This window comes from Chloroflexota bacterium, assembly GCA_020161265.1.
Classification (GTDB): Bacteria; Chloroflexota; Chloroflexia; order Chloroflexales; family Herpetosiphonaceae; genus Herpetosiphon.
On sequence record JAIUOC010000004.1, the window covers coordinates 323,724 to 349,699 of the forward strand.

The 25,976-nt window shown below is 51.0% G+C and carries 30 protein-coding genes and 1 other annotated feature; of the genes, 10 read left to right on the plus strand and 20 right to left on the minus strand.

The window, feature by feature from the left end:
• Positions 1-9 precede the first annotated feature (9 nt).
• Genes LCH85_11340 through LCH85_11350 form a run of 3 tightly spaced genes read right to left on the minus strand, consistent with a single transcriptional unit; the run spans position 10 to position 1,577 of the window.
• Positions 10-408, minus strand: coding sequence for a DUF4406 domain-containing protein (locus LCH85_11340; protein MCA0352577.1), 399 nt, complete (start codon positions 406-408; stop codon positions 10-12).
• A gap of 48 nt (positions 409-456) precedes the next feature.
• Positions 457-999, minus strand: coding sequence for a GNAT family N-acetyltransferase (locus LCH85_11345; GenBank protein ID MCA0352578.1), 543 nt, complete (start codon positions 997-999; stop codon positions 457-459).
• A gap of 8 nt (positions 1,000-1,007) precedes the next feature.
• Complete coding sequence (locus tag LCH85_11350) at positions 1,008-1,577, minus strand: hypothetical protein (GenBank protein MCA0352579.1); 570 nt, start codon at positions 1,575-1,577, stop codon at positions 1,008-1,010.
• Between the two features lie 98 nt (positions 1,578-1,675).
• Between LCH85_11350 and LCH85_11355 the strand changes: the two genes are divergently transcribed.
• Positions 1,676-2,113 carry a DUF5946 family protein gene (locus tag LCH85_11355; GenBank protein ID MCA0352580.1) on the plus strand — a complete coding sequence of 146 codons (438 nt, stop codon included), beginning with the start codon at positions 1,676-1,678 and terminating at the stop codon, positions 2,111-2,113.
• Here LCH85_11355 and LCH85_11360 read toward each other — a convergent pair.
• The 12 genes from LCH85_11360 to LCH85_11415 all read right to left on the minus strand — a co-directional run bounded on the left by LCH85_11360 (position 2,079) and on the right by LCH85_11415 (position 15,088).
• Positions 2,079-2,750, minus strand: a complete 672-nt coding sequence (locus LCH85_11360; protein ID MCA0352581.1) for a ComF family protein — start codon at positions 2,748-2,750, stop codon at positions 2,079-2,081. The two genes, LCH85_11355 and LCH85_11360, sit on opposite strands and share 35 nt — an antisense overlap.
• A 49-nt stretch (positions 2,751-2,799) precedes the next feature.
• Positions 2,800-3,336: a DUF3379 domain-containing protein gene (locus LCH85_11365; protein ID MCA0352582.1), complete on the minus strand. Its 537-nt coding sequence runs from the start codon at positions 3,334-3,336 to the stop codon at positions 2,800-2,802.
• Between the two features lie 8 nt (positions 3,337-3,344).
• Positions 3,345-4,010 carry a sigma-70 family RNA polymerase sigma factor gene (locus LCH85_11370; GenBank protein MCA0352583.1) on the minus strand — a complete coding sequence of 222 codons (666 nt, stop codon included), beginning with the start codon at positions 4,008-4,010 and terminating at the stop codon, positions 3,345-3,347.
• 223 nt (positions 4,011-4,233) lie between these two features.
• A complete protein-coding gene (locus tag LCH85_11375) occupies positions 4,234-5,043 on the minus strand; it encodes a terpene cyclase/mutase family protein (GenBank protein MCA0352584.1) in 810 nt (269 codons plus the stop codon).
• 44 nt (positions 5,044-5,087) lie between these two features.
• A complete protein-coding gene (locus LCH85_11380; protein ID MCA0352585.1) occupies positions 5,088-9,863 on the minus strand; it encodes an Ig-like domain-containing protein in 4,776 nt (1,591 codons plus the stop codon).
• A 16-nt stretch (positions 9,864-9,879) separates the two neighbouring features.
• On the minus strand, positions 9,880-10,296 hold the full coding sequence (locus LCH85_11385; GenBank protein ID MCA0352586.1) for a molybdenum cofactor biosynthesis protein MoaE: 417 nt from the start codon (positions 10,294-10,296) through the stop codon (positions 9,880-9,882).
• A 1-nt stretch (position 10,297) separates the two neighbouring features.
• Entirely contained in the window at positions 10,298-10,537 is a 240-nt protein-coding gene (locus LCH85_11390) for a MoaD/ThiS family protein (GenBank protein MCA0352587.1), read from the minus strand.
• Positions 10,534-11,325, minus strand: a complete 792-nt coding sequence (gene hisF / locus LCH85_11395) for an imidazole glycerol phosphate synthase subunit HisF (protein ID MCA0352588.1) — start codon at positions 11,323-11,325, stop codon at positions 10,534-10,536. Before hisF ends, LCH85_11390 begins: the two co-directional genes overlap by 4 nt.
• A 2-nt stretch (positions 11,326-11,327) precedes the next feature.
• A complete protein-coding gene (locus LCH85_11400) occupies positions 11,328-12,425 on the minus strand; it encodes a hypothetical protein (GenBank protein MCA0352589.1) in 1,098 nt (365 codons plus the stop codon).
• 2 nt (positions 12,426-12,427) lie between these two features.
• A complete protein-coding gene (gene hisA / locus LCH85_11405; GenBank protein MCA0352590.1) occupies positions 12,428-13,150 on the minus strand; it encodes a 1-(5-phosphoribosyl)-5-[(5-phosphoribosylamino)methylideneamino]imidazole-4-carboxamide isomerase in 723 nt (240 codons plus the stop codon).
• A 97-nt stretch (positions 13,151-13,247) separates the two neighbouring features.
• The gene (gene hisH, locus LCH85_11410) at positions 13,248-13,871 is read right to left on the minus strand and encodes an imidazole glycerol phosphate synthase subunit HisH (GenBank protein MCA0352591.1); all 624 of its coding nucleotides are present in this window, start codon (positions 13,869-13,871) and stop codon (positions 13,248-13,250) included.
• 179 nt (positions 13,872-14,050) lie between these two features.
• Positions 14,051-15,088, minus strand: a complete 1,038-nt coding sequence (locus LCH85_11415; protein MCA0352592.1) for a histone deacetylase — start codon at positions 15,086-15,088, stop codon at positions 14,051-14,053.
• A 258-nt stretch (positions 15,089-15,346) separates the two neighbouring features.
• Between LCH85_11415 and LCH85_11420 the strand changes: the two genes are divergently transcribed.
• Complete coding sequence (locus LCH85_11420) at positions 15,347-16,693, plus strand: Hsp70 family protein (protein ID MCA0352593.1); 1,347 nt, start codon at positions 15,347-15,349, stop codon at positions 16,691-16,693.
• A gap of 92 nt (positions 16,694-16,785) precedes the next feature.
• Positions 16,786-17,082 carry a hypothetical protein gene (locus LCH85_11425; GenBank protein ID MCA0352594.1) on the plus strand — a complete coding sequence of 99 codons (297 nt, stop codon included), beginning with the start codon at positions 16,786-16,788 and terminating at the stop codon, positions 17,080-17,082.
• A gap of 36 nt (positions 17,083-17,118) precedes the next feature.
• On the opposite strand, the gene lexA is transcribed toward LCH85_11425, so the two are convergent.
• Positions 17,119-17,763: a transcriptional repressor LexA gene (gene lexA / locus LCH85_11430; GenBank protein MCA0352595.1), complete on the minus strand. Its 645-nt coding sequence runs from the start codon at positions 17,761-17,763 to the stop codon at positions 17,119-17,121.
• A 215-nt stretch (positions 17,764-17,978) separates the two neighbouring features.
• Here lexA and LCH85_11435 point away from each other — a divergent pair, with 215 nt between their 5' ends.
• From LCH85_11435 to LCH85_11465, 7 genes are all read left to right on the plus strand, one after another.
• Complete coding sequence (locus LCH85_11435; protein ID MCA0352596.1) at positions 17,979-18,653, plus strand: HNH endonuclease; 675 nt, start codon at positions 17,979-17,981, stop codon at positions 18,651-18,653.
• A 19-nt stretch (positions 18,654-18,672) separates the two neighbouring features.
• Positions 18,673-19,188, plus strand: a complete 516-nt coding sequence (locus tag LCH85_11440; protein ID MCA0352597.1) for an NUDIX hydrolase — start codon at positions 18,673-18,675, stop codon at positions 19,186-19,188.
• 41 nt (positions 19,189-19,229) lie between these two features.
• Complete coding sequence (locus LCH85_11445; GenBank protein MCA0352598.1) at positions 19,230-20,138, plus strand: carbohydrate kinase family protein; 909 nt, start codon at positions 19,230-19,232, stop codon at positions 20,136-20,138.
• 86 nt (positions 20,139-20,224) lie between these two features.
• Positions 20,225-20,911 carry a hypothetical protein gene (locus LCH85_11450; protein MCA0352599.1) on the plus strand — a complete coding sequence of 229 codons (687 nt, stop codon included), beginning with the start codon at positions 20,225-20,227 and terminating at the stop codon, positions 20,909-20,911.
• Between the two features lie 270 nt (positions 20,912-21,181).
• A complete protein-coding gene (gene eno / locus LCH85_11455) occupies positions 21,182-22,468 on the plus strand; it encodes a phosphopyruvate hydratase (GenBank protein ID MCA0352600.1) in 1,287 nt (428 codons plus the stop codon).
• Positions 22,469-22,532: 64 nt separating this feature from the next.
• Positions 22,533-22,907 (plus strand): YraN family protein, encoded by a 375-nt coding sequence (locus LCH85_11460; protein MCA0352601.1) that lies wholly within the window; start codon positions 22,533-22,535, stop codon positions 22,905-22,907.
• Positions 22,908-22,928: 21 nt separating this feature from the next.
• Complete coding sequence (locus LCH85_11465; protein MCA0352602.1) at positions 22,929-23,309, plus strand: RidA family protein; 381 nt, start codon at positions 22,929-22,931, stop codon at positions 23,307-23,309.
• A gap of 46 nt (positions 23,310-23,355) precedes the next feature.
• On the opposite strand, the gene LCH85_11470 is transcribed toward LCH85_11465, so the two are convergent.
• The 4 genes from LCH85_11470 to rplJ all read right to left on the minus strand — a co-directional run bounded on the left by LCH85_11470 (position 23,356) and on the right by rplJ (position 25,781).
• A complete protein-coding gene (locus LCH85_11470) occupies positions 23,356-24,144 on the minus strand; it encodes a PfkB family carbohydrate kinase (protein MCA0352603.1) in 789 nt (262 codons plus the stop codon).
• Positions 24,141-24,638, minus strand: a complete 498-nt coding sequence (locus tag LCH85_11475; GenBank protein ID MCA0352604.1) for a hypothetical protein — start codon at positions 24,636-24,638, stop codon at positions 24,141-24,143. Before LCH85_11475 ends, LCH85_11470 begins: the two co-directional genes overlap by 4 nt.
• 140 nt (positions 24,639-24,778) lie before the next feature.
• Positions 24,779-25,171 (minus strand): 50S ribosomal protein L7/L12, encoded by a 393-nt coding sequence (gene rplL, locus LCH85_11480; GenBank protein ID MCA0352605.1) that lies wholly within the window; start codon positions 25,169-25,171, stop codon positions 24,779-24,781.
• A gap of 85 nt (positions 25,172-25,256) precedes the next feature.
• Positions 25,257-25,781 carry a 50S ribosomal protein L10 gene (gene rplJ / locus LCH85_11485; protein ID MCA0352606.1) on the minus strand — a complete coding sequence of 175 codons (525 nt, stop codon included), beginning with the start codon at positions 25,779-25,781 and terminating at the stop codon, positions 25,257-25,259.
• Between the two features lie 18 nt (positions 25,782-25,799).
• Positions 25,800-25,957, minus strand: a sequence feature (ribosomal protein L10 leader region).
• Between the last annotated feature and the right edge of the window lie 19 nt (positions 25,958-25,976).

A 25,976-nucleotide genomic window follows, 5' to 3' on the forward strand; every position in this document is an offset into this window, starting at 1 on the left:
GCAGTATTCCTAATATTCTTGAGGATCGATCAACTCGCTACAGCCAGGGATATCTTGCAAACGCTCGAAGCATTGGCGACCATGGGCTTTGGCCAGTTCAAGCATCTGATCAGCGCCTGCTGAAGGGCCACCAACCCGCAACACCGCATCGCAACGAATCACCAAGCGCTCAGCAATTGGGTGAAAAATCGCATTAAAGATCTCATCACCAATCCGTTTAGAGCCAGCCAAATCAACCATTGGTAGCGCCAGCCACTCGCCAAGCACTGGCAAATGTCCAGCGTTGAACAACGGTAACACATATGATTCCATCAAATGAACATTGGCCGCAATTTTAGCTGGATCGTCGCCAGTGCCAGAACGATAGGGCCCAGCAATTAAAATCATCAACGCAGCGTGATCAGCCATTAGAGCAACCTCCAAACAAAATCCTCGTTACTCTAGCATAGCTGTCAACTACAGGGCATTTGGCCATGGCCCAGCTGCTTGGCTTGGTAACTCAACTACTTCGGTTTTTTGATCATAGAGCTTAAAACCACGGGCTTGGTAGTTGGCTAAGGCAGTTGGGCCATCGAGCGTGCAAGTATGCAGCCAAACCCGCGAGCTGGTTAATTGCCAAGCCTGCTGAATAACCTTGGTAAGTAAAAGCCCGCCCAAGCCTTGGCCATACCATTGCGGCAACAAGCCAAAATAGCCAATTTGGGCTGAGCCGTCGGCCGCTTGCACCAACTCGCAATAGCCAATCGGAATACCTTGATATGTGCCGAGCCATGTTTGAATTGTAGGCTGGCTCAAGTAATCGAGCCATTGTTGATACGACCAGCCGAGCCGATCAAGCCAATACCACTGAGCACCCACCGCCGTATATAAAAAGCGATTGAGTTCAGGGCTAATCCGCTGAACTTGGGCAAAACCAAAAGCTGGCTCATGGCGTAAACTTGGCTTAAGCTCGCTGGCTGATAACATCTCAAGGTAGGTTGTTGTCACTTCGCGCTGCATGGACTTCCTCATCGAACTAGTGCTTGAAGGATTATCGAAGCAAACCATAGAAAAAACCAACCCAAAAAAATTACCGTGGCATAGAGGTAAATTCGTGCTTTAATACTCGCCGCAGTATGTTTGATGTTGCCCTTGGTCACAGTAACCTCAAATGGCAATAAACGAGCCAAGTTGGAATAATACTCTAACCCAAACTGATAGAGCGCCTGCTGTTCATAGGTAAATTGCAATACACTCCCACGAATTAAACCTACCCGAACATTGATTAATTGAGCAGCATTAATTGACTGACCCTCAATCAAAAATGGCTCAGTTTGCTCAATTCCACTAGCGGCACCATGCATAGCTGCAAATTTCTTGATTGGATAGATCCATAGGCCTGTAGCCGTAACAAACACAACCGCTCGTAACGACTCGACCCAGTTTGTTCCACGTACTAATTCTGTTGGTTGATCAAGTGGTTTTTTAATTATTTTGGCAATTAACGTTATTTGTGGTTGCAATTCAGGATGATCAGCAGCAAATTGCTGACTCATCGCTTTCACATTATAAATCGATCGATTAAACCAGCGGCGCATACGATTGATCCTCTCTCGCTAAAATCATTCGTTCGGCAGATCTTATTGTAACTCAACGCAAGTATGCTGAGGATTAATTATACCGAATGAGGTAAGCCATGCCAACCACTGAATTTTGCCTTGAATGCGGCGCTCCATCGGTTGAAGGCTTCAACTGTTGGGAGCAATTAGGGGCGTTAATCGCCTGGGAATATAACGACCCAGCCTTGCATGCCCAGCACTTTTTGGTTGTCGCCAGCTACAATTTGCAACACCCGGCTCAATTTACCGAGGCAGCGATTGAACAACTGCGCAGCGCATTCAACGATTATCTTGATCATGGGGTTAGTGCCGCAACATTACGGCAACGAGTTGCCAAAACCTATGCAGGCGCGACGCGGGTGCTGCGGCCTGAAGCTGAACGCCGACCGCAATTACGCCGCTGGACGATGACCATTGCTGATGTCTATCTGCCTGAACAACCAGCAGGAGCCGTCGAGCGCTTATTGCGTTGGGCCAGAGTTATTCAGGCGAATCAAGCGGTGGCGCAGGCTTGATAATCGCTTTGGCTAGCGCTAGCCCTTCAACCACCGTACTACCAGCAGCAATTAATGCACTAGCACAAGCTTCAAAGGTTGAGCCAGTGGTAAGCACATCGTCGATCAGCAATACATGGCTTGGGGCAGGCTGTTGACCACGCCATTCAAAAGCTCCGGCGACATTGCTGGCACGAGCTTGCGCTTGCTGACCAACTTGATGCTCGGTGGCACGCACCCGTTGCAAATCGGTGCTCAGTGGCAATTGCCAAGCTTTGGCCAAATTACGCGCCAATAATTCAGCTTGATTATAGCCACGTTCACGTTTGCGCACGCCATGCAATGGCACAGGCATCAACACAACATCGTTCCAAGCACAAAAATCAAACAACAATGGAGCCAAAATTTGGGCTAAGGGATGGGCATTTTGATATTTAAAAGCATGGATTGCCGCGCGTAGACTGCCTTGAAACGGATAAATACCCAAAGCACGTTCAAGTGGTGAATCGGCGGCTAAAGGTTGCGGTCGTTGGGGTGGAGTCAGCGGAATACATTCGGCGAAGCAAGCGGGGCAAAATTGCGTGCCAGCCTTGCCACAGCTATAGCAGCGTGGCGGGTAAACGAGATCAAGCAAGCTATTCCATAAACGGTTGATCATCGTAGCCCCAAATCAAACCCGCAAGCCAGTTGACTTGCGGGTGACGCTTTTAGGCGGTTTGTCGATTATTGGGTAGAGGCATGCGTTCCCAAACTTGCCAAATCAGCAGCAACAGAATCATCCATTGCAATGGTTGGCGCACGGCAATCATTGCCGCCACAAACGAGCGCGATGATGGAATATGCCGATAGAGCCAATCGATAGCAACCCCAGGCCACGTGCTAGCAGTCGCCAGCCAATCGCCAACCCCAACCGTGTTTGCCAAGAGATACACCCCGTAGATCACCAAACCAAGCGCCAAGATGCTGGCAAAGCCACTGAGGCCAACGAAGGCGCGGCGTTGCAACTTCCAGTGCTTGCTGCGCACCAACATTGGTGGCATCAAACCTGGCACTAAGGCCAAAAGTTTAGCAGTCAGATCATCGGGAACACTAGTAATCATCGCTGAGCGCACGACGGTATCGAAGGCTTCAGCGCGGCGAGCACGTTGAGCACAGCTTTCACATTCAGCAAGATGGTCTGTAAGTTGTGGATCAAGCGCTTCTTCACGCAGATCATAGTTGGTACGATGTTCACAACGCTTCATGACACACCTCAGCGCCAGCCTAGGGCAAATGCAAAGCGACCGCGGTTTGGCCGTTCATCGGTAACAGGTTCACGTTTGGCGGGCAAAATTGCTTCCGATTGATTGGCACCTAAGAGCAAGGCAAGCCGCTCTTTACCACGGCGAATATAGCTTTTGACCGTATTCAGCGGTACTTCCAAAATTTCAGCAATATCATTGTACCGCAAATCGTCAAAATAGTAGAGCGTTAATGCTAAACGATAATGATCTTCCAGTTTATCCAAGGCTTGGGTTACTTCGGCCCGCAACTCGTGGTTGGTTGCCACTTCTTGAGGGTCGGCCCAACGGTTATCATCGGCAATGCTCGATAATGGATCAACGGTTTCACCATCGTCATCGGTCATTGGTGGCATCTCCGGAGCACGGCGGCCACGTTTGCGCAGCTCATCACGCCCAAGGTTGATCACCAAACGATAGAGCCACGTGGTAAAACGACTTTCGCCATTATACTGGCCAATCACCCGTAACAGCTTGATACAAGCATCTTGGGTTAGGTCAGCGGCATCTTCGGGCTGGCGCATCACGCTCATGGCGATGTTGTAAATATAATGTTGTTGGCTAACAATCAATGCTCCCATTGCTTCGGGGTCATTGCGTTGAGCGCGATATAAAATTTCTGTAGTTGGTTCGGCCACAGTATACAACTCCTTGCCATCAGCGTGGCTTCTGTTGCTTGAGACGCTGACCCGCAAAAAATAGTTGCAGCAATTCGCAGCGATTAATCACGATTATGCCAAAATTGCTCAATTTGCAAAATGATCTTTCGATCTGTCGCCACTAGTCCTTTAGGACGATCAAGCCAAACTGCCCCACTCTGAGCCTTCAGAGCAGGGCAGTTGTTGATTAAATCAATCAAATTTAGCGTAAGCCGAAGCGCCGCACAATCCGCACAATCCAGGCTGTTAGCAAAGGATCGGGTAGACCATCTTCGTTCAGCCACGCGCCACTTGGTTGTTGCAAATTGCGTAGCAAATTAATTGCCTGCGTCACGGCGCGGGTCATCCGGGGAATCCGTGCAATGCCCGCTGCATTTAGCATCACTGCGAGGCTTGGCGCATCCCAATCAGTCGAAAGCAAATCGCCTAAGCCGCCCAACATGCGCTTGACTGGCCGACTTTCGCGGTGACCCAACAAAACCGCTGCCAACATAGCCCAACCAGTTGCCTCAACTCGAAAGCCTGGCAATAAGCCGTTATTGGCAATTTGGCCCAGCAACCAAGTATTGGCTTTATCTGCCGCCACATTGACTTCGGGGTTATCCAACAAGGCTAGGCTGGCCGAACAAACAGCGGTCGTGTAGATCAGCGCGGCATCCGACTCGCTATCCATCCACAAGGGCGGGCTATAGATCGCTAAATTGCTGTTTTCGCGCCACCAGCCACGCGGCGATTGAGCATCGAGAATAAAGCGGCTGGCCACAGCTACTGCCGGATGATCGCTAGCCTCAAGTTCGACAAAATGGCGAATAATGTTGCAGCTATCGTTGAGGGTGCTCGGACGGCCAGTCACGCCATTCAGCGGAAAACCACCATCGTCGTTTTGCAAAGCGGCTAATTGATCAAGCAGTTCGTCATCTGCTGGAGTTGCCTCAAGCATGTGAGTTATTTTGGCTTGGGCTAAAACATTGCCCGATTGTTCAATCCATTGAATTGCTTCTGGAATACGCATTGATGTGCCTTAATTCTGAAAATAAAGATATGTCTATTGTACCATCAGCGAATTAGCACTGGCGGCACGGTTTGTTTAAGCTCAACAATCTGGCCGCCACTGGTTAATTGGGGCGCTGGCCAAGCAAATTGGCCCTTGTGGCGAGCTACGCCCAATAGTTGAATGGGGTAAATGCCAGCCCGAACATTGGCGGCACTGAATTGACCATCATGCCAATTCAAGCCTGTGGCGGAACCAAGCTGCCACTCCACACCACTCGGCGCAGCCAAGCGTAGTTGTAATAATGACAGATCTTGTTCAAGCACCAAATAGCCTTGCCACAGCCATTGCTCACCATAACCCAATTGATCTGCGCTGCTGGAATGGAGCAAGTGGGCTTGTGCCGCTGGGTTTTGCCAGCTAGCTTGACTCGCCAACAAGATTGGGCCATTCGGCTCGATCTGCACGTTAAGTTGGTTGGTAATTGGCAACGTTAGGCTGCTGGCTTGATCATAATCACTCAAGGCTGCGCCATTCAAGCCCAAACGATAATCCCCACGAGTTGGAAAATCTTGTTGGGTTAGCTGAAATACCGCTACGCTACTTGGCAAATCTTCCCATGCCGTGCCATTCCAGCCCTCGGCGATCAGCTTGAGCACTTGGGCACGTAAGGCTGAACTTGGCTGGCTGCGCTCAAAAATCAAGCCGATCAGCGCCGCTTGGCGGGTGCGGCTCATCCAAGCACTTGGCTCTAGGGGTTGAACCAACAGCTGGCGCACTTCAGGCAAGTATTGATCAGCCTGAGGTGAATCGAGCAGCACCAAGGCATAAATCAAGCGCAAGCGTTGAGCCGTGGTTAATTGGCGATTTTTGAGTAAGCTGGTAATTTGAGTCTCAACTGTTTTGCCGCTGTGCGCCAAGGCCAACAGCATTTCGCTGCGCAAATCGGGATCAAGTGGACTAACCAAGGCTAACCAACGAGCGGCTTGAGCTTCGAGTTGGCGCAGCTGGGGCGAACGTTGCTCGGTCGCAATCAGTTGCACAATCAAGGCAGTCAATTGCAAATCGCCCGCCTGCGCATCCCAACTCCAGCTGCCATTGGTAAGTTGCTGCTTGGCCAATAATTCAATCTCGGCCTGAGCAGGCTGAGCTGCATAACGGGCTAGCGCAATTCGCCCAGCCAACGTCAGGGGATCATCGCCCTGCAATTGGCTGGGTAAGGCTTGGCTGGCTTGGGCTAAACTGGCAATCGCAATATTAATCGAGGCCGCTTGGTTGGCCGTCGGCACTTGCCAAGTAATATCGGTCGCTTCGGTCAACAAACGGCTTTGTTGCAAACGCACTTGGCTTGGTGGCTGAATCGTCAGGGCTTTGGTGATAATTTGGGTTTGTTGATTAACTTCAATGGTTGCGGTAAGTGTGGTCGTGCCAAGGTTGGTGGCAACCAAGGCTTGAGTTGTAGTATAAATTCGACCACTATTGCCAGTGGTTGGCTCGGCCAAGGCCGCAAGATAGGCCGAATCAACATTTAAGCGTATGTTGGGAATACCGCCACGGGTTGCTAGCAAATTCAAGCGAGCGGTCACGCTCAGTTGATCGCCCACAATCAAGCGTTCAGGCAACAGCATTTGGGCATCGATCAAGGGATTTGCTGCATACAACGTCGTGGCTTCGGCGCTATTCAAGCCATCGCTGGCTAAGGCCTGAATGCGCCAACCCTCGCCAAATCCCTGTAAATCGAGCACTGCTTGGCCATTGCTGGCTGTGCGGACAAGCCGCTGTTGGCTAGCTGACGTTTGGATTGACTGAAAACTCAAGCCAACCATGCTGGCAACAGGCCGACCAGCGCGTTGGGTTGCCAGCACCAATTGCGAGCCGCTGACAACCATCGTCAAATCGAGCGGCGCAACCGCTTGGAAGGGAATTTGGCTGCTGCTACTGATTAATTGTTCAGCATCAAGCCAAGCTAAAGCCACCTCTAATTGCTGAGTACTGCTCAGACTGGGCGTAATTGCGATGCGCTGACCAGCTGACCAAGGTTGAATTTGCTGGCGAATGCTGCTACCTTCAAACCAACTGACCAAAACACTGGTGGCCGCTAGATTGGTCAGCGGCGCAAGGGCAAGTTCAGTCGTTTCGACCAAGCTACTTTGGCTCCGACCAATTAATTGATCGCTCCTTGCCCCCAGCACCCACAACGGCACTTCCACGCTGGCAGCATCTGGGCTACTGGCGCGAATCAGCCACAGGCCCGCCCGCAAACCATTGGTGCGCCAAACGACCTCGCCAGCAGCATTGGTACGTAAACTTTGGGTGCTACTAATTGTGCCTTGAACTTCGATTTGCAAAGCGCGATTGGCCAACGCCATACCCTGTTGATCGCGCAGTTGGAAGCTGATCGTGGCAGGCTGATTGGAATTGAGCAACTGTTGCTCGGCCTTGGCAGCCAATAGCGCAGGATAGCGAATTTGGCTGGGATGGTAGCTAACTTGCTCACCAAGCTGAATTTCGAGCACATAATCGCCCAACAAAACTTGGCTTTGTTGATAATCGAACTGGGCAATTCCAGCGGCGTTGCTTTGCCAACTACCAGCAGTAACTTGGCGATTACGCTGATCGAGCAAGCGCCACAGGCCATGTTGGTTCGGTAGGTTGGTGTTAATTTCGGCTGGCACAATTGTATTGGTCACTTGCAATTCGGGCAAAACTACGCGATAGGCCAAATCGGGCTGATTGACTACAAAATTTTGGCTAGCAATCACTTGGTTGGCATAGCGCAGCCGCACTTGATACAAACCAGGTTGAACATCGGCGGCAAGTTGCACGTTGGTTGTCCAGAGGCTTTGGCTTAGCACCAAGGTTTGTTCGGGCGCAATCGCTTGGCCACTGGGATCAAGCACTGCCAAGGTTAGGGTTGGCGTAGTCACCTCATCCGCAGCAAACTCACTACTGCCGATAATCGTCAGTTGTTGGGTAGCTTGGTAATTTTGGCGGTCAAGCAGCAATTGGCTGCTCAAACTTGGCGCTTGACGTTGTGGTCGAATAATCGTTTCAGCGACAATCGGCGCTTGCGGCTCGCCGCCAAGCAACACCAAACGCCCGCTACTGCCCTGAATTGAGCTTTGCCAAAGCCCTTGCTGATCGCTCTGGCCTGTGGCAAGTTGATTTGCACCCGCCAAAATGCTCAAATTTGTGGCGGCAACTGGTTGGCGATTAGCCAGATCAACAATCCATGCTTGAGCTTGTTCGGGGGTCGCCAATAATTGTGCTCGATAGGGTGTCCAAATCAACACATGTTGCACAAGCTCGGCATTGGGAGCTTGCACTTGCAGCAATAACGCCGCTTGAGTTGGGGTAATGCTAATCGTTCGTTCAGGGCCAGCGGCAATTTGCCATTGCTGTTGCGGCTGTAAATTGTAGCGCTGAGGATTGAGCGGGGTTTGTGGTTGTTGCAAAGCCGCCGCCAAAACCGCCCGATCAACCGCATACAAACTCGCAGTGAGTCGGCTATTTTCGCGCCCGCTCAGCCGCAACTCGACGGTAGTTTCCGGCAACAACAACGAATAAGCCGCACCCTCAATTTGCAATGGCTGCACTTGGGTTTGGGTGCGAAAGGTCAGTGGGGCAGAGCCAGCCAAGGTCAGTGTGTAAACCGTGCTTGGTTGCCATGCAGCGCTAATCAAGGCCTGCTGATTATTGATGTTAATCGCCACGTTCGCAACTTCAGGCTCGATAAACAATTGCTCGGTAAGTTGCTGGCGCTCAGGCGCTTGGTTGAACAGCAAGCGCAGCGGATCATCGACGGCCAAACTGCCGCCACGGCCTGGCACTGAGCCAATTAATTGCAAGTTGGACTGAATTTGCCAAACGTGGGTGATCGGCTGGCTAAGTTGTAGGCTGGTAGTCAGCGTTTGAGCTGGCCAAGCAGCCTCAGGTAAGGCTTGAATGATGGTTTGTGGTTGTGGATCAGGCTGATATTGCACCTGCCAGGTTGCGCTCACAGCGGGAGTAAATTGAATCCGCTCGATCAATTGTTGGGTTGCGGTTTGATCAATCAAACCCTCAAAAGCCCATTCCAAGGCTTGATCAGCCTGAAGGATTTGGGTCGTTGGCGGAGCAATCAGGCTTGGCTCGCTCACCTGCACTTGCCATTCGGTGGTCTGAACCGGAATGCCCAGCAGATCGTTGAGATTTTGCAGCTTGAGTTGATATTGCTGACCAATTTGCCATTGCGCCTGCACCAAAACGCTGCGATCATCTAGCCAACGCACTTGGCTAGTGGCATTTGGCTCGATGCTTAATTCGGCTAAGCCACGTTCGGTTTGGCTGGCATAATCGATCATCGCCCGATTGAAACGCAACAAAATTGGGGTATTGGGGGCAATAATCGCATTGGGTAGCGGTGAGCGAAACACTAACAGCGGGGCAGGAGCGGCGGCAAATTGGGTTGTCACGGTCGTTGCCAGGGTTTGGCGCAACATCGATTGAGCAGTTGGGCGTAATTGCACCGTCACGGTTGTGCCTGGTGTCCAGCCAAATTCAGGCTGCCAACGGGCACGGGCACGGCCTTCCCAATGCCAACGTCCACGCACCGGCGGCGTAATCACCAAAGCATCCTCGACGCTCGAGCGATCCATCGGCAGATTGAAATTAAATTCCAAGGCCGTGGCTGGCGGCAATTCGCGGCTACCAGCCAACGGCGTTAAGCGCAAAACGCTTGGTTGTGGAACCCAGCCAGCGATACTCGCCACGATTACGCCAAGCAGCGCCGTGCCCAACAAACTAATTGTTGTTAGAAGCCAACGCCACCACCATCGTGCTAGTTTTTCGAGCAATCGCATAGCTCACCTTAGTGCTTCAACGCTGACCCACCCATTCTTGCGAACCATCGGCCCAGTGCTCACATTTCCAAATTGGCACAACCACCTTGATTTGATCCATCAGCCAGGCCACCGCAGCAAATGCCGCGCCACGATGAGCCGAGCCAATGGCAATCAGCACAGCCGTTTCGCCAATCTGCAACACGCCAACCCGATGGTGAATCGCCACCTTGCCAATGCCAAATTGGGATTGGGCTTGCTGCGCCAACAAGACTAGTTGCTGCTCAGCCATCTCGGGATAGGCTTCGTATTCCAAAAAGGCCGTAGCTCGCCCACCAAAGTTATTGCGAGCTACGCCTTCAAACAGCACAATCGCCCCATGGCCAGGGTCGCTGACCAACTGGCGCAACGGCTCGGGCTGCAAAACTGCCTCGGTTACCAAAAATGCTTGCACCTTAGCCCCCACTCACTGGCGGAATCAAGGCCAGTTCGTCGTTGGGCTGAAGCGTCGCCTCAAGCGTTACATATTGGCGATTGATCGCATACGCTAAGCCAGTTAAAGGCAATTTGGGATGCAGTTCAGCTAATTGCGCCAGCGCCGTGCCGACCGTCGCGGTCTCAGCCACATCCAAGCTCAGGCTGGATTGATTGAGTGCTTCGCGCAAGCCAGCAAATAAACGAATGCTAATGATCATACAGTCCTCGGCGTGCGGCGCATTGGAATGCCTTGATCTGCCAAATATTCTTTGACGGCTTCGACCGTGTAGGTGCCAAAGTGAAAGATCGAGGCGGCCAACACGGCATCGGCTTTGCCTTCGTGCAATGCAGCGAGCAAATGTTCGGGCTTGCCAGCACCACCAGAGGCAATCACGGGCACGCCAACTTGTTCGCTAATCGCCGATAATAATTCGTTATCGTAGCCAGCACCAGTGCCATCGGCATCCATGCTGTTGATCACCAACTCGCCAGCGCCCAAATCGACCACGCGTTTGGCCCATTCAATTGCATCCAAGCCGGTTGGTCGTGGATCGCGCCCCGTATGCGTGAAAACATTCCATTGGCTGGGTTGGCCTGGCTCGTTGATTCGACGCGCATCCATCGAAAGCACGATACACTGCGAGCCGAAACGCTTGGCTCCATCCTCGATCAATTGCGGGTTGAGCACCGCAGCGGTATTGATCGAAACTTTATCCGCACCAGCTCGCAACATTCGATACATATCATCGACCGTGCGAATGCCGCCGCCCACCGTTAGCGGAATAAAGACCTGCCGCGCCACATTCTCAACCACTTCGACCATAATATTGCGCTCATCGGATGAAGCGGTAATATCGTAAAACACCAATTCATCAGCGCCCGATTCGTTGTAGAAGGCCGCTAATTGCACAGGGTCGCCAGCATCGCGATGGTTGAGAAAGCTGATGCCCTTGACCACGCGCCCAGCCTTCACATCCAAACAAGGAATAATTCGCCGTGTCAGCATGCTTAGATCTCGCTTCCACGTTCCAAAATTTCGCTTTGGGCAATTTGTAAACGGCCTTGAATTGCCGCCAACATATCGCTCAATGCCTGAACTTCACGCCGCTCAAAATCTTGCATACGGCTCAAGTTGGAGATTTGGGCATCTTCGAGGCGGTTTTGGGTGCGGCTGAGCTTCGATTCATACTCATGACACCAGGTATCAATCCGCTCCAACGAACCCATAATTTGGCGCAAATGGCTTTCATCAGCACTGCGCAACTCATCAAGTTGCTCGTTATGTTGACCGCGTAATTCTTCCAAGCGTTCTTGGTTCATCAAGAAGCGCTCGGTACTGACCCGCTCGATCCGCTTGATTTCGGCAATCATATCGGGCAGTTGGGCCCGCACAACCTCAATTTGCTCGGGCAATGGTTCGATTTGAACTTCCAAGCCTTTTTGCAAATCCTCAAGCCGCTCGAAGCGCGAACGCAACTCGCGAATACCTTCGCCAATGTCGATCACCATTTGTTGAGTTTCGACGGCTTGGCGACGCATTTGTTGCTTTTCAATCTGCACATCTTCGCTGAGTTTGCGCATATCTTGCACAGTTTCAGCATCAGCGGCGCGAAGGTGTTCAATCTGACCGCCTAGCGAACGATAATGCTCGGTTTGCTCACGCATCCGCGCCTCAAAATCGCTCATGCGCTGTTCCATCAATTCAATTCGGGCAAACCAGCTTTGTGATGTTTGTAAATCTTGTTTGCGATGCTCTTGCTGTTGCGCCAACGAAAGCTGAATATCGCGAATTGGCTTGACGCTATCGTCCATGCGCACGGTGCTGTTGGCAATTTCCTTGCGCAAGGTAGTTAATTCGCGACGATAGCTTTCCAAGGTTTGGGCTTGCTCTTGGGCTTGGCGCTCGATCATGCCTTGTAGTTGCGCCACGACCGCCTCAGATTTGCGTGATTGCTCGGTTGACCACGCGTATTTGCCGTTTACGTCTTTGATTTGACGACGCAATTCATCGATTTGATTCTGTAGATAGAGCAATTGCGATTGCTCTTGGGCGCGTAAACGCTCCTCTTCATAACGAGCAGTAATATCTTGTTTCGATGACGACACGTTTAGCCTCCGTGTTCAATCGTTTGAATTGCCGAGGCCAGATCGATATGGCCTGTATAAAGTGCCGTGCCGATAATTGCCCCACTAATGCCCAGTTCAGCCAAACGCGCCAAATGTTCAACGCGGGCAATCCCGCCAGAAGCGATAATCGCTGGACCATTGGGAGTTACCAAGGCGGCAGTTTGAGCATAATTTGGTTCGCTCAAGGTGCCATCACGGCTAATATCAGTATAGATGATCCGCGCAACTCCGAGTTGGCCCATTTGTTCAGCCAGTTCGGTTGCACGTTGGCGGCTGCTGGCCAACCAGCCTTCGGTCGCCACGACCCCATTGCGAGCATCAATGCCAATCGTAATCGCCTTACCATATTGGCGCACCAATTCGGCTACCAATTCAGGGTTGCGCACCGCCACTGTGCCCAAAATCACATCGCTCACGCCAAGTTCAAAAGCGGCGGCAACACTGGCTGCATCGCGCAAGCCACCACCAAGTTGCACAGGAACACTGACCGCTTTGGTAATCGCGGCAATCGTGCTGGTTTGGGTTGGGCGACCAGCTTTGGCTCCATCAAGATCAACAATGTGAATACGGGCAGCGCCTGCTGCTTCCCACTGCTGGGCGACCGCCACCGGATCATCGCCATAGACAGTTGTTTGTTCAAAATCACCTTGCACCAGCCGTACACAACGGCCATCGCGCAAATCGATTGCTGGTATAAGTTGCATGGTTCTCCTAAAAGTAGGGGCTAGGGGTCGGGGACGAGGGATCAGTTACCCCTGCCATATGTATTTTCTCAATAATTAATCATCGTTATTTTAGCTGCTATTCTGATCCCTGACCCCTACCAACTGCGCCCTTTACCCAATTCCCCAGCAATTTTAGCCCCCATTGGCCGCTTTTTTCGGGGTGAAACTGGACGGCAGTAATATTATCGCGGGCAATCGCTGCCGGAAAATTCAGGCCATACTCGGTACGGCCAGTAACCAAAGCTGCATCGTCAGTTGCTAAATAATAGGAATGCACAAAATAAAATTCAGCTCCGTTGGGAATCCCATTCCACAAGGCACTGCCATCATGCTGCACACCATTCCAGCCAATTTGTGGCACTTTCAAGCCTTGATCGAAGCGGCGAATCGTGCCTGGCACTAAACCAAGGCATTCGTGCAAGCCAAATTCTTCGCTTTGCTCGGCCAACACTTGCATACCTACACAAATGCCCAAAAATGGCGTTCCGCGAGCAATCACCTCGCGAATTGCTGAATCCATGCCCATTTCACGCAACGAGCGCATGGTATCGGCGGTTGCGCCAACTCCAGGCAAAACGACAGCCTGCGCCGCCCGCACTGCCGCTGGATCAGTCACCACTTCGATCGGGGCTTGAACATATTCCAAGGCTCGCACCGCATTGGGCAAGTTGCCAGCTCCATAATTGATCACTGCAATCATAAGTGTCCTTGTATGTATTCGAGGGGCCAGAAGTCAGGGGCGAGGGGTCAGTTTTTAATCTCTTGAATAATGGATGCTCGCCATATTGTATGGAGCGTTTGCTATACCGAAAACTCCAAGCCTGACCCCTGACAACTAGCCCCCGATCCCTATGCTCTATGCTCTATGTTCTTCGTCCTTCATCCCTTCAAAAGCGGATGTTCGCGGCGGAGATGCTCGATCAGCCAGGTAACATCGGGTTCTGGGGTATGACTGACTTCTTGATTGAAAATCGGGGCAGGCTGACCAGAAACCCATGTTTGCAGCGTTGCAGTGAGGCTTTGAGCGAGGGCTTCGAGGTTGTAACCACCCTCAAGCAAGCCCACCAAGCGTCCGTCGCAGCACTCGGCGGCTAAATTATACACGATCGACGATAGCTGGGCATAACCGCCAGTTGAGAGCGCCAGATTCCCCAATGGGTCGTAAATATGCGCATCGTAGCCCGCCGAGATAATCAATAACTCAGGCTTGAAGCGCCGAATAGCTGGGGCAATCGTTTGTTCAAACACCAGATGAAAGCCCATATCGCCAGTCAATGGGCGTAATGGTAGGTTGAGGGTCGTGCCCAAGCCAGCTTTCGCGCCCATCTCCTTCCAATGGCCAGAGTTAGGCCAAAGCGGCCAGCCATGGGTCGAGATGTAGAGCACATCGGGGTTTTGATAGAAAATATCTTGGGTTCCGTTGCCATGATGTACGTCCCAATCCAAAATTGCCACTCGTTTGAGGCCATATTCACGTTGAGCAAAGGCTGCAGCAATTGCCGCATTATTGAACAAGCAAAATCCCATAGCTTGGTCGGCGGTCGCATGATGGCCTGGTGGGCGAACCAAAGCAAAACTATTGGCATGCCGACCACTGAGCACTGCATCAGTCGCGACAATCGCGCCGCCAGCAGCTAGTTGGGCAATCTCGACCGAATCTGGCAAAATATAGGTCTCAGCATCAGCCCAATCGCCAAATTGGGCCATCCGTTGCAGCGTTGGCAGATGACTGGGCACATGCACCGCTTCGATTTCAGCAGCAGTTGCATGGCGTGGTGCAAGCGAGGTTAAATGTTGTTGCAATTCATAATCAGCCGCTAGCATGGCATGAATCGCCCGTAGCCGATTGGCATTTTCGGGGTGCTCAGGCTGATCGTGGTCAAGATAATGATCGTGTGAAATGAGAGCGAGGCTCATACGCGAAAGCTCCTCAGCGAACAATACTAGGCCTAGCTTAATCGAGGGCTGGCAAGCCTGCAACCAACCAACGATGGAATTTTCAAATGACGCTTGAGCCAAAATACAACGTTACCCAACCAACATCCGTCCTAAGACCGATCATGGGTAGCAAAATTCTTTGTTACAATTAATGTTCTGCACCAGCCGCCCCCCAGTTTTGGGTTTGGGCGGCATTTCGCCGTGCGACTCATCCAGCTTAATTTAGGAGGCATTGCAATGCGGGTAGGCTTAGATTTCGGAACAACTAATACGACCGCAGCAATTTACGACGGCGCAAACGTAAGCTTGGTTCCGCTAGACTCCGTAGCGGCAAATCCCAATGTGTTACGCACCGCCTTATTTATCACGCCCGAAGGTCAGCAACGGATTGGCCGCGCGGCAATTAATGCCTTTACTGAGGGCAACGTTGGCCGCGAAATTGTCTACGAGCGACGCTATCTTGGCACAGTTACCAACACCTATGCAGGGGTTGGCACGATCACGCAGGCCGTCGAAGGCTTGGTCGATAGCAATCCACCAGGCCGTTTGTTTCAATCGATCAAAACCATGCTGCGCGATCCATCCTACATCAAAACCAATGTATTTGGCCAAGAAACCACCCTCGAAGAATTAATCGCCAAAATCCTACGGGCAATTCGCCGCGAGATCGAACGCTTCACTGGCGAGAAAATTAGCGCGATTACAGTTGGGCGGCCTGTGCACTATGCCAGCACACTCGAAGGCGATGCGTTGGCGATTCGCCGGATGCGTGAGGCATGCGAATTGGCCGATTTGCCGAATGTGAGTTTTATGCCGGAGCCTGTTGCGGCAGCCCATGCCTTTGCAGCCAGCCAACGCGAACGCCGCAATATTATCGTATTCGACTTTGGCGGCGGGACGCTCGACGTAACCGTGATGTCAATCGATGGAGCCAAGCGCCAAGTGCTAGCGACCGATGGCGTGCCAATTGGCGGCGATGTGCTCGATAGCAAAATCGTTACGGGAGCCTTGCGCCAATATTTTGGTGATGGCGCAAAGCTTGGCCCCCGCAAATTGCCCTTGCCCGCTGCCTTGATGGAGCACCTCGACAATTGGCAAAATATTCTCGAAATGCACACACCCAAAATGCTCGACATCATCGAAGAATCAGTGCGAACCAGTGATAAGCCCAAAGAACTCAAAGCCTTGCGCTCATTAGTCCGCGAGAATTATGGGTTGGTGCTGTATGAGCATGCCGAAGAGGCTAAACGGCGGCTTTCCAGCGAACGCCAAGTTGAAATTAGTATGCATGTTAAAGATATTGATTTTGATCATTTGCTGCCCCGCTTTGAATTTGAGCGCCTCGTTGGCCCCGAAGCTCGTGCGATTGGCGATTGTGTTGATCGCACGGTTCGTGCGGCTGGCCTGAGTCACGAGCAAATTGATGTAGTGTTGCGCACCGGCGGCTCCTCGCGGATTCCGCGTTTTATCAAATTATTAGCTGATCGCTTTACCGAGGATCGGCTGCGCGAACAAGATCCCTTTACCAGCGTCGGGGCTGGCTTAGCCGTCGCTGCCTACGAAGGCTTGGGCGAAGCTAGTTAAATGGTGGTGGTTGCTCAAGGCTTGGGATCAAAACTGCCAAGCCTTGGAAATCTCAGCTATAATGCAACTAGCTTTAGTCGGGAGTATGCGTGATGGTCAAACAAAAAATCTTATCCACCTTCAGCAATATCACCAGAGTTCGCGCCCAAGTCGAGGATTATCGCCAAAAATTTCAAGATTTGCGGCCATGGTGGCCTGTGTTGATTCCGTTTTTGTTGTGGCGGGGCAAACGCGCCTATGACCAAGAGATGAAAAACGTTGGCATCAAATTAGGCGAGGCGGCGTTGCAAAAGGCTCAAGAACAGCACAAACTGCAAGAACAACAAGCCAAATTGATCGAAACCCAAGAGAAGATCAATCAACGCAGCAACAAAAAGGGACGGAAATAATTCCGTCCCTTGGGTTTATCAAGTGAAATTGAGATTTTAGCCGAGGTTACGAATCACCCCAACCACGCGGCCTTGCACTTCCACATTGGTTGATGGATAGAACATTGCATCCATGGTAACGTTGGCGGGTTGCAATCGCACGCGGTCGCCTTCCCAATAGATGCGTTTCAAGGTAACTTCGTTTTCATCGCGAATACGGGCTGCGACCATCTCGCCATTTTCAGCGGTTGCCTGATAGCGCAACAAGACAATATCGCCATCGGCAATCAAGGCATCGACCATTGAATAGCCTTTGACCCGCAAGGCATAAACATCGCCCAGTTTATCGCTACCAACAATTTCTTCGGGCACTAACACCGAATCGTCGGAGTTGGCCGAATCGTTGGGAACTGGAATGGGCTGACCAGCGGCAATTACGCCGAGCACTGGCACACGTTGGCCACCAAGCACGGTTGGCAACGGTTGCTCAGCATTGATCAATTCGATAGCTCGCGAGATATTACCTTCGCGGCGGATATGGCCTTTGCTTTCGAGGGCGCGTAAGTTATAAGCAACCACTGAGGTTGATGAAATACTTAACTCGCGTTGAATATCGCGAATCGCCGGAGCATAGCCATTTGTGCGAATAAATTGCTTGATGTAATCATAGATCCGTTGTTGGCGTTGCGATAATCCGCTCATTGAAGCGCCTTCCTTTCAGGGCCGACGAGGCTGTGGGTATTCAGCCATACACGAATAGACGTTCTAGTCTTTATTATAGAAAAATACATATGTTCTGTCAACTAGGATGTTCTACTTTTTACAAATTAAGGGATGATATTCGCTATTTTAGGGTTAAATCTTAATGTATATTTATAGAATTCATAAATCCTATGGTGCTACTTCGAAGGATGGCTATGAGTAAAGACAAACTTACAATGATTACAGGAAGCTTTTTAAATACTTTTTGGGGGATTGGGGCTGAGCATGCGCTCTATCATAAAGATGGAAATTGGTATCATCAACTTAAGAAATTTCCTGGTGTGCTTTTTGATGCCCATGGGTATATTCTCTTTGAAACAAATGAGGAATTTTTTAATTCGCCATTTCTTCGTATACGCAAAGATGTTAGAGTACCTCAAGGTATTTTGTCTATCCCTCAATATATTAAGTTAAGTAAAAATTTACCAATTGAAACTATTAGCCGCATTAAAGTTAACAATAAGCCAGCAGGAAATCGGTTAACGCGCAGAACAATTAATACTATTGATCGTATTCAGCGAGATACCAAGGTTAGTTCGTGGGTAAAATATGTTTATAACTATGCTTGCCAAATCTGTGGCATTAGACTCCAAATTGGTCAAGATAAATTTTATGCTGAATGTCATCATATTCGGCCATTAGGTGGAGTTCATCAAGGCGAAGATATTGTAGAAAATGTATTATGTGTTTGCCCTAATCACCATGCTTTATTAGATTATGGAGCAATCAGAATCGATTTTTCTACATTACGCTCCCATCCAAATCATCTAATCGATCCTGAAAGTATCGATTATCATAACAATAATCTATTCAATACTCAAATTACGTAAATTTATAGTAAAGGCAATTATGGAATTACCAAGCTTTATTTTCCCATTATTAAAACGCTTTCGCTTACCACCACGCTTGCACTGGCTTGCTGCCAATCTGATCAACCCGCACTTTTTGCTGGGTGTGGCGGGTATTATCACCGACGAGCAGGGGCATTTATTATTGTTCCATCACACCTATCGTCGCTCGCATCCGTGGGGCATGCCTGGCGGCTGGATGAGCAAAGGTGAATCACCACTCGAAACCCTCGAACGCGAAGTACACGAAGAATCGGGATTGCAAGTCCGTGCTGAACGCTTGGCATTAATTGGCGTTACTCGCGATCGCCCCAAATTTGAGTTTGTGGTATGTGGCAAGCTGGTTGGTGGCACATTCCAAGCCTCGCGTGAGGTTGATCAAATGGGCTGGTTTGCGCCTGATCAATACCCAGCTTTAGCCCCATTCCATCAGCATATTTTGCAGCAATGGCGCGACCAACCCAACCACGAAGTCGGTTGGTACGAAGCTCCATGGATTATCGCCCACCCGCGCTAGCCCCAGACAGCCACTAAACTATTGAGCTTGAGGAGCATAGAATGGAGCAATCGATTGTTGTTTTTGGCGATCTTAATCTCGATACCAGTGTTTCGATTGGGCAATTTCCACTGCATGGAGGCGATACGCTGTTCAGCTTCGATGGCATTAGCGATGCGATTGGCGGAGCAGCAGCCAATGTTGCGGTTGGCTTAACTGCGCTTGGGCATCAGGTTCATTTTGGCAGTGTGGTTGGTCAAGATCGCATGGCCGAGCTAGTGCTGCAACTAACACAAGCCAAAGGTTTAGCCACCACCCACATTCGCCCCGATTGGCAAACAACCTCGCGCACAGTCGTATTAATTGATGCTGCTGGGAATCGCCAGTGCATCAACGACCCCAAAGCGGTGCATCGTTATCGTTACCCCGAAGCGGCATTACCCGCGCTATTTGAACAAAGCCAATGGGTCTATTGCTCAACTCAAAATTGGTGTCGTTACGTTGCCCAAGCCGCTCGCGACGCAGGCAGCACAGTCATTGTCGATGTACAAGCATTGGTTGATATTGATGAATATCATCGTGATTTTTTGCAAGCTGCTTCGATTGTTATCCTTAGCACCGAGCAACTGGCCATGCATAGCCATGAATTTATGCGCCGCCTATGGCAACAATTTGAGATTGACATCGTGGTAGCAACCCATGGCAATCATGGCGCAACCCTCGGCGTGCGAGCAACCAACACAATCGAGTATCAACCAGCCTTTGAGCTTGGGTCAGTAGTGGACAAGACGGGGGCAGGCGATGCGTTTTGTGCTGGCTTTATTGCCGGTTTGGCCAGCAATTTAACTCCACGCCAAGCTCTGAGTTTTGGGCAATATGTAGCTGCTAGCAAAATCGCAATCAAAGGCTCAACCAATGGCTTTCCGGAGCGAACCCATGTGTTGCAAGCATTAGCGCAATTGTCAACATAAACTGTCACCGCTTCGTCATCTTTAATCCTATTGTTTGCTAGCCCCCCTCGTTACAATTAAGCACAACACAGATGGGGACAACAGCAATGACGCACGTAATCAAAATTAGCGGCTACGAAGTGGATCACGCTGATTCACTGCAAACATTAATTAGCGCCTTAAGCAGCATCGACGATCAAGTGGTTTTAATTCATGGTGGTGGCAGCATTTTGCCGCGCGTCTTAAATGCTATTGGTGGCACGAATCATCCGGCGGCGGCTGAAATTGCGGCAATGGCGTTGCGTGGCGGGATCAATCCGCGTTTGGTTGCCGCGCTAACCCAACATCATTTGCAGGCAATCGGCTTATGTGGCTCGGATTTAGAATTGATGTATTTGCTGCCCAAAAGCGATGAGCCAATCGTGCGCTTTGAAGTGTTGCACTATCTGCTAGAGCAGGCTTGGTTGCCAGTTTTAGCTCCGCTGGCGATGGAAAGTGCCACAGGCGCGGTGAAATTGCTCAACGCCGACACGGCAGCTCAAATGATCGCTTCGGCACTTTCAGCTGATCAATTAACCTATATTGTGCAAACGCCAGGGGTTTATGCCAGTGGGCGGCGGATTAGTGGCATTTCAGGGCGACAATGTGAGCGCTACATCAAACAAGGTGCATTCGATGCCACCTATACCTCGGTTGTCAAAGCAGCCTCATTGGCCGCTCCGCATGTTGGGAGGGTGCGCATCACCGATCTCAATGGCTTTTTGGATGGGGTTGAAACCGTCGTTGTAGCCTAGGGCGAGGGGTAGGGGCCAGAATAACCGAAACCGCGAAGAACATGAGGCTTACTTTTTGATCCACGAAGGACACGAAGGGCACGAAGATTTGGCTATTGGCTATCGAAATTATTGCAAGCCTACAAAACGTTGCGCTAGCACAGTGCCTTCATCCCTCATCCCTCATCCCTCATATTTTCTCGATAGGTCGCGAAATCGCTACCCAGCGAATGGACAGAGCGTGGTATGATGGGGCATAAACATTCGTGTCCCTTGAGGAGGCTTCTCAATATGGCACTCATTACGCACGTTCGCGGTCGCGAAGTTCTCGATAGTCGAGGTAACCCGACCGTTGAAGTTGAAATCGGTTTGGAAGATGGCACGCTTGCCCGCGCAATTGTTCCTTCGGGCGCTTCAACTGGCGCACACGAAGCAGTCGAACTGCGCGACGGCGACAAAAGCCGCTACGGCGGTAAAGGCGTGCTCAAAGCTGTAAAGCATGTCAATGAAGATATTGCTGAAGCCATCGAAGGCTTAGAGGCACTTGATCAAATTACCCTTGACAAGACCTTGATTGAGCTTGATGGCACTAAAAATAAAGGCAAACTTGGCGCTAATGCAATCTTAGGGGTTTCATTGGCCACCGCCAAAGCTGGCGCATTGTCAGTCGGTTTGCCACTCTATCGCTACCTTGGCGGGGTCTTCGGTCATACCTTGCCAGTCCCAATGATGAACATCTTGAATGGTGGCAAGCATGCCCAAGATAGCACCGACTTCCAAGAATTTATGGTGATGCCAGTCGGCGCTCCATCGTTCCGCGAAGCTCTACGCTGGGGTGCAGAAATTTACCACACGCTCAAAAACGTGCTACACGACCGTGGCTTGGCCACCAATACTGGCGATGAAGGTGGTTTTGCGCCATCGTTGCCATCAAATGAAGCCGCTCTCGAAGTAATCGTCGAAGCGATTCAAAAGGCTGGCTATACCCCAGGCAAAGATGTCATGTTGGCACTCGATCCAGCATGTAGCGAAATCTACGAAAATGGCATCTACAACTTGGCCCGCGAAGGCCGCAAACTTAGCTCCGAAGAAATGGTGGGCTACTGGGAAAATCTGGTCAACAAATATCCAATCATTTCAATCGAAGACGGCTTGCACGAAGACGATTGGGGTGCTTGGTCGTTGTTGCGCCAACGCATCGGCGATCGCGTGCAGTTGGTCGGTGACGATTTGTTGGTAACCAACGTCGAACGGCTCAACCGTGCGATCAAAGAAAACTCAGCGAACAGCATTTTGATCAAGCTTAACCAAATTGGTACCTTGACCGAAACCCTCGACGCAATTCAAATGGCGCAACGTGCTGGTTGGACAGCAATTGTCAGCCACCGCTCAGGCGAAAGCGAAGATGTAACTGTGGCCGATTTGGTGGTTGCCACCAACGCTGGCCAAATCAAAACTGGTGCGCCAGCGCGAACCGACCGCGTAGCCAAATACAACCAATTGCTGCGGATCGAAGAAGAACTCGATAGCCAAGCCAAATTCGCTGGCTGGAGCGCCTTCGCCGTCAAACGCGGCTAATCGATACTGACCATTCAGGACACGCAACGGCGCGTGTCCGCTTGCTATTTTAGGGGGAGCAAGCATGGCCGATGATCGCAAAGCACTTGGGCGTTGGGGCGAGCAATACGCGGCTGCGTATCTGCAACAATTAGGCTATCAACTGATTGCCAGTGGTTGGCATTGTCGTTGGGGCGAGATCGATCTGATCGCCTATGATCAAACAACCTTGGTGATTATTGAAGTACGCACGCGCCGAGGCACAGCCCATGGCAGCGCCGCCGAATCATTAACCCTCAAAAAACGCCAACGTTTAGCGCGGTTGCTGCAAGCCTACCTCCAAGCCCTCGATGCCAACCAAACCCCATGGCTCGGCGATTATCGCATCGATGCCATTGCGATTACGCTCTCCCGTGGCCAACCCCAACTTGAACATTTTCAAGCAATTTCAATTGAATAAGCAGCTATCAAGGAGTTTTCAATGACCCGTGAAGTTATCAGCACGCCCAACGCTCCTGCCGCCATCGGCCCATACTCACAAGCAATCGCCATTGATGGATTATTGTTCTGCTCAGGCCAAATTCCGCTTGACCCAGCAACTGGCCAAGTGATCGAGGGCGACGTAACCGCCCAAACCCGCCGCGTGATGGAAAACATTCGGGCAGTGCTAACGGCAGCCAACACCAGCTTTGAAAAAGTGGTCAAAACTACGATTTTCTTGGCTGATATGAACGACTTTGCCGCCGTTAATGCCGTATATGGCGAATACTTCCCTGAAAACCCACCAGCTCGCTCGACCGTGCAAGTGGCGCGTTTACCCCGCGATGTGCAAGTTGAAGTCGAAGTGATTGTGTTGCGCTAGATTAAGCCTGTACTTAACCCGCTCTTGGTTTGTTCAAGAGCGGGAGTTATTTGGCACTAGTCAAGTGACCACTAATGTGCAAGGCGGCTTGTTGGCAAGCCCAATCGGCAGCTTGCAAAGCCGAATCGCCCTGTTGAATGCGCCAAAACCAAGCCGCTGCCCATACATCGCCAGCCCCAGTTGGGTCGCTCACTTGCACCGGATAAGCTGCGACATGCTGGGCTTCAGCATTAACCCAAATCGTTGCGCCGCGTGAGCCTTGGGTCATTGCGACCAAACCACAGTGTTGCGCCCAACCAGCAACGAGCTGCACATCGCCAGCAACATCCTCATCACTCACCACCAAAGCATCAATTTGAGCTAGCTCAGTTGGAGTTGGTTGCCAACGTTTTGGTTGGATTCGGCCTGAACTATCCCAATGCCTGAGCCAACCCTGAGCCGTCAAGCCAATCAAGGCCCGCGGAAAAAGCTTGCGCGGCGGAATTGTAGTTAATTCTTGAGCCAAGGGCGCAAGATGCACTAAGCTGGCTTGTTGCCAATGCGGCGCAAGATTCGCCCAATCCAATTGGGTTGGCGCGGCATGCAGCCACTGCGTGCGAGCATCACCCTGATAGCGATTTTCAAAGGTGGCAGTCGCTCGACTAGGCAAGCGCACAAGTGTACTGGTACTCGGCAAATCAAATTTGATCTTGGCGTGGGCTGGGGTGATGATCGTGGTTGCAACCCCCCAAGCGGCTAATGCTCGCGCTGCAAATGTGCCAGTGCCACCTTGCTGCCAGCCAATTGATGTACGATCGCGAGTTAATGCCCCGATCAACAGATACTCAAGGCTCATGGAGTCTGCTCCAACGGCAAGTGAATGGTATGCTGTGGGCTGCCGCGCATAAACACAAACGGGTCGAGATAGGCGCGGTAGGTAATATTGAAGACATATTTGGTGTAGGTGGCCTCACGTTCCAAGCCAAAACGGGTTTTATAACTCAACTGGCCCCATTCGCCAATCGCCAACTGCATCAAACTGGTTGAAATTGTTTGTTCAGGCAAGCGCAACAGCACCTCAAGCTGCGGAATTGGATTCAAACGCAAGCCCAAACCATTATGGTACAAATGGCGCAAATCGCTATAGGTGCGCAAATTGGCCCGGGTTGGGCGGGTATAGGCATTCGTTTCATCGAATTCGGCGTGATGCAACACAGCGCCTTGGACAAAACCATTGGGGGGAAGCGGCATAACACTTAAACGTTCAGGTGTGCCTTGACACAACTGCGGCGGACGTTGGCCGAGGGGCACTGTCCAACGCGTTTTGATAAGTTGAACAACAACAAGCATGGCAACTCACAACTGAAAAAAAGCCTTCTCCTCAGTTTAATCCAATTTTGGCAGAATGGCGGGCGACACACCTGAAATTAACAAAAAAACCGACGTTTGAGGGCTAAACCCCAAACGTCGGCTGGAAGCCAAGTAAAAACTTACTTGATTTCGATTTCTGCACCAGCAGCGGCCAAAGCAGCCTTGGCAGCTTCGGCTTCTTCTTTGCTGACACCTTCTTTGACTGGTTTTGGAGCGCCTTCAACCAAATCTTTGGCTTCTTTCAAGCCCAAGCCAGCGACAACTTCGCGAACGGCTTTGATGATCGCGATTTTCTTGTCGGCTGGAGCGCCCTTCAAGATAACGGTGAATTCGGTTTGTTCTTCAGCAGCAGCGGCTGGAGCATCGCCAGCAGCAGCAACGCCAGCAACCATTACTGGAGCAGCAGCTGAAACACCGAATACTTCTTCCATTTCCTTCGCCAATTCAGCAGCTTCAACCAAGGTCAAGCCTTTGAGTTCTTCCAACAATGCAGTTACTTTTTCTGAAGCCATGAGTGTAATTGCCTCCAAAGCAATAAAATAGGGATTTCAAAGTTGATTTGGCGAAAAGGCTAGGCGATTCGCCGAACGAATGCGATTAGCCTTCAGCACCTTTTTGTGCGTGTGCGCCGAGGATGTAGGCAATATTGCGCATAACACCCTTCAAGCCACCGACAATTCGGCTTGCTGGAGCATTGATACCGCCCAAGATCTTGGCCAAGCTTTCGTCGCGGGTTGGCATTTTGGCCACCCGTTCGACATCTGCGCCAGTGATTTTTGAGGTACCGACGATCCCGCCTTTGACCTTAATATCTTTCTTCGATGCTTTGAAGAAATCATCAATTGCCTTGGCCACACCTGGAATATCATCGTATGAAAATGCCAGTGCGGTTGGGCCACCCAAGAATTCTTCAATTTCAGTTTTACCTGCTTCGCGTGCTGCCAAGCGGGTCAAGGTGTTCTTTGCAATAATCACCTCGCCGCCTTTTTCACGAACCTTCTTGCGAAGTTCGTTCAATTCGGCAACTGTCAAGCCGCGATAGTCGGCAACTAAAAGCATTTGAGCGCGGTTTAGGCGTTCGGTTAATTCGGCAACGGTTGCAACCTTAGCTTGTGTTGGCATTCCGTTCACCTCCTTTCACAGGCAAATAAAAAAGCCCTGAGTGTAACGACACGCAGAGGCAGTAGCACACAAATGTGTGGAAGATTGCAATAATCTATCAGCTACCTCGGCGGGCGATGCTTGGCATCATTAAGCGTGAACGCACCTGCTGTCTACGGTGGTATTTCTTGTACCGAAGCGAGATTATAGCAGGCT

Excerpts from the sequence above, each read along its gene's own strand:
- LCH85_11475 (MCA0352604.1), bottom strand. The coding sequence starts at position 24,638 with ATGCTTGTTGTTGTTCAACTTATCAAAACGCGTTGGACAGTGCCCCTC.
- LCH85_11470 (MCA0352603.1), bottom strand. The coding sequence starts at position 24,144 with ATGAGCCTTGAGTATCTGTTGATCGGGGCATTAACTCGCGATCGTACA.
- hisF (MCA0352588.1), bottom strand. The coding sequence starts at position 11,325 with ATGCTGACACGGCGAATTATTCCTTGTTTGGATGTGAAGGCTGGGCGC.
- LCH85_11420 (MCA0352593.1), top strand. The coding sequence starts at position 15,347 with ATGCGGGTAGGCTTAGATTTCGGAACAACTAATACGACCGCAGCAATT.
- lexA (MCA0352595.1), bottom strand. The coding sequence starts at position 17,763 with ATGAGCGGATTATCGCAACGCCAACAACGGATCTATGATTACATCAAG.
- LCH85_11390 (MCA0352587.1), bottom strand. The coding sequence starts at position 10,537 with ATGATCATTAGCATTCGTTTATTTGCTGGCTTGCGCGAAGCACTCAAT.
- LCH85_11375 (MCA0352584.1), bottom strand. The coding sequence starts at position 5,043 with ATGCGTATTCCAGAAGCAATTCAATGGATTGAACAATCGGGCAATGTT.
- LCH85_11345 (MCA0352578.1), bottom strand. The coding sequence starts at position 999 with ATGCAGCGCGAAGTGACAACAACCTACCTTGAGATGTTATCAGCCAGC.
- LCH85_11415 (MCA0352592.1), bottom strand. The coding sequence starts at position 15,088 with ATGAGCCTCGCTCTCATTTCACACGATCATTATCTTGACCACGATCAG.
- LCH85_11365 (MCA0352582.1), bottom strand. The coding sequence starts at position 3,336 with ATGAAGCGTTGTGAACATCGTACCAACTATGATCTGCGTGAAGAAGCG.
- LCH85_11425 (MCA0352594.1), top strand. The coding sequence starts at position 16,786 with ATGGTCAAACAAAAAATCTTATCCACCTTCAGCAATATCACCAGAGTT.
- rplJ (MCA0352606.1), bottom strand. The coding sequence starts at position 25,781 with ATGCCAACACAAGCTAAGGTTGCAACCGTTGCCGAATTAACCGAACGC.
- LCH85_11360 (MCA0352581.1), bottom strand. The coding sequence starts at position 2,750 with ATGATCAACCGTTTATGGAATAGCTTGCTTGATCTCGTTTACCCGCCA.
- LCH85_11340 (MCA0352577.1), bottom strand. The coding sequence starts at position 408 with ATGGCTGATCACGCTGCGTTGATGATTTTAATTGCTGGGCCCTATCGT.
- hisH (MCA0352591.1), bottom strand. The coding sequence starts at position 13,871 with ATGATTGCAGTGATCAATTATGGAGCTGGCAACTTGCCCAATGCGGTG.
- LCH85_11445 (MCA0352598.1), top strand. The coding sequence starts at position 19,230 with ATGGAGCAATCGATTGTTGTTTTTGGCGATCTTAATCTCGATACCAGT.
- LCH85_11380 (MCA0352585.1), bottom strand. The coding sequence starts at position 9,863 with ATGCGATTGCTCGAAAAACTAGCACGATGGTGGTGGCGTTGGCTTCTA.
- LCH85_11350 (MCA0352579.1), bottom strand. The coding sequence starts at position 1,577 with ATGCGCCGCTGGTTTAATCGATCGATTTATAATGTGAAAGCGATGAGT.
- LCH85_11450 (MCA0352599.1), top strand. The coding sequence starts at position 20,225 with ATGACGCACGTAATCAAAATTAGCGGCTACGAAGTGGATCACGCTGAT.
- LCH85_11460 (MCA0352601.1), top strand. The coding sequence starts at position 22,533 with ATGGCCGATGATCGCAAAGCACTTGGGCGTTGGGGCGAGCAATACGCG.
- eno (MCA0352600.1), top strand. The coding sequence starts at position 21,182 with ATGGCACTCATTACGCACGTTCGCGGTCGCGAAGTTCTCGATAGTCGA.
- hisA (MCA0352590.1), bottom strand. The coding sequence starts at position 13,150 with ATGCAACTTATACCAGCAATCGATTTGCGCGATGGCCGTTGTGTACGG.
- LCH85_11465 (MCA0352602.1), top strand. The coding sequence starts at position 22,929 with ATGACCCGTGAAGTTATCAGCACGCCCAACGCTCCTGCCGCCATCGGC.
- rplL (MCA0352605.1), bottom strand. The coding sequence starts at position 25,171 with ATGGCTTCAGAAAAAGTAACTGCATTGTTGGAAGAACTCAAAGGCTTG.
- LCH85_11435 (MCA0352596.1), top strand. The coding sequence starts at position 17,979 with ATGAGTAAAGACAAACTTACAATGATTACAGGAAGCTTTTTAAATACT.
- LCH85_11440 (MCA0352597.1), top strand. The coding sequence starts at position 18,673 with ATGGAATTACCAAGCTTTATTTTCCCATTATTAAAACGCTTTCGCTTA.
- LCH85_11355 (MCA0352580.1), top strand. The coding sequence starts at position 1,676 with ATGCCAACCACTGAATTTTGCCTTGAATGCGGCGCTCCATCGGTTGAA.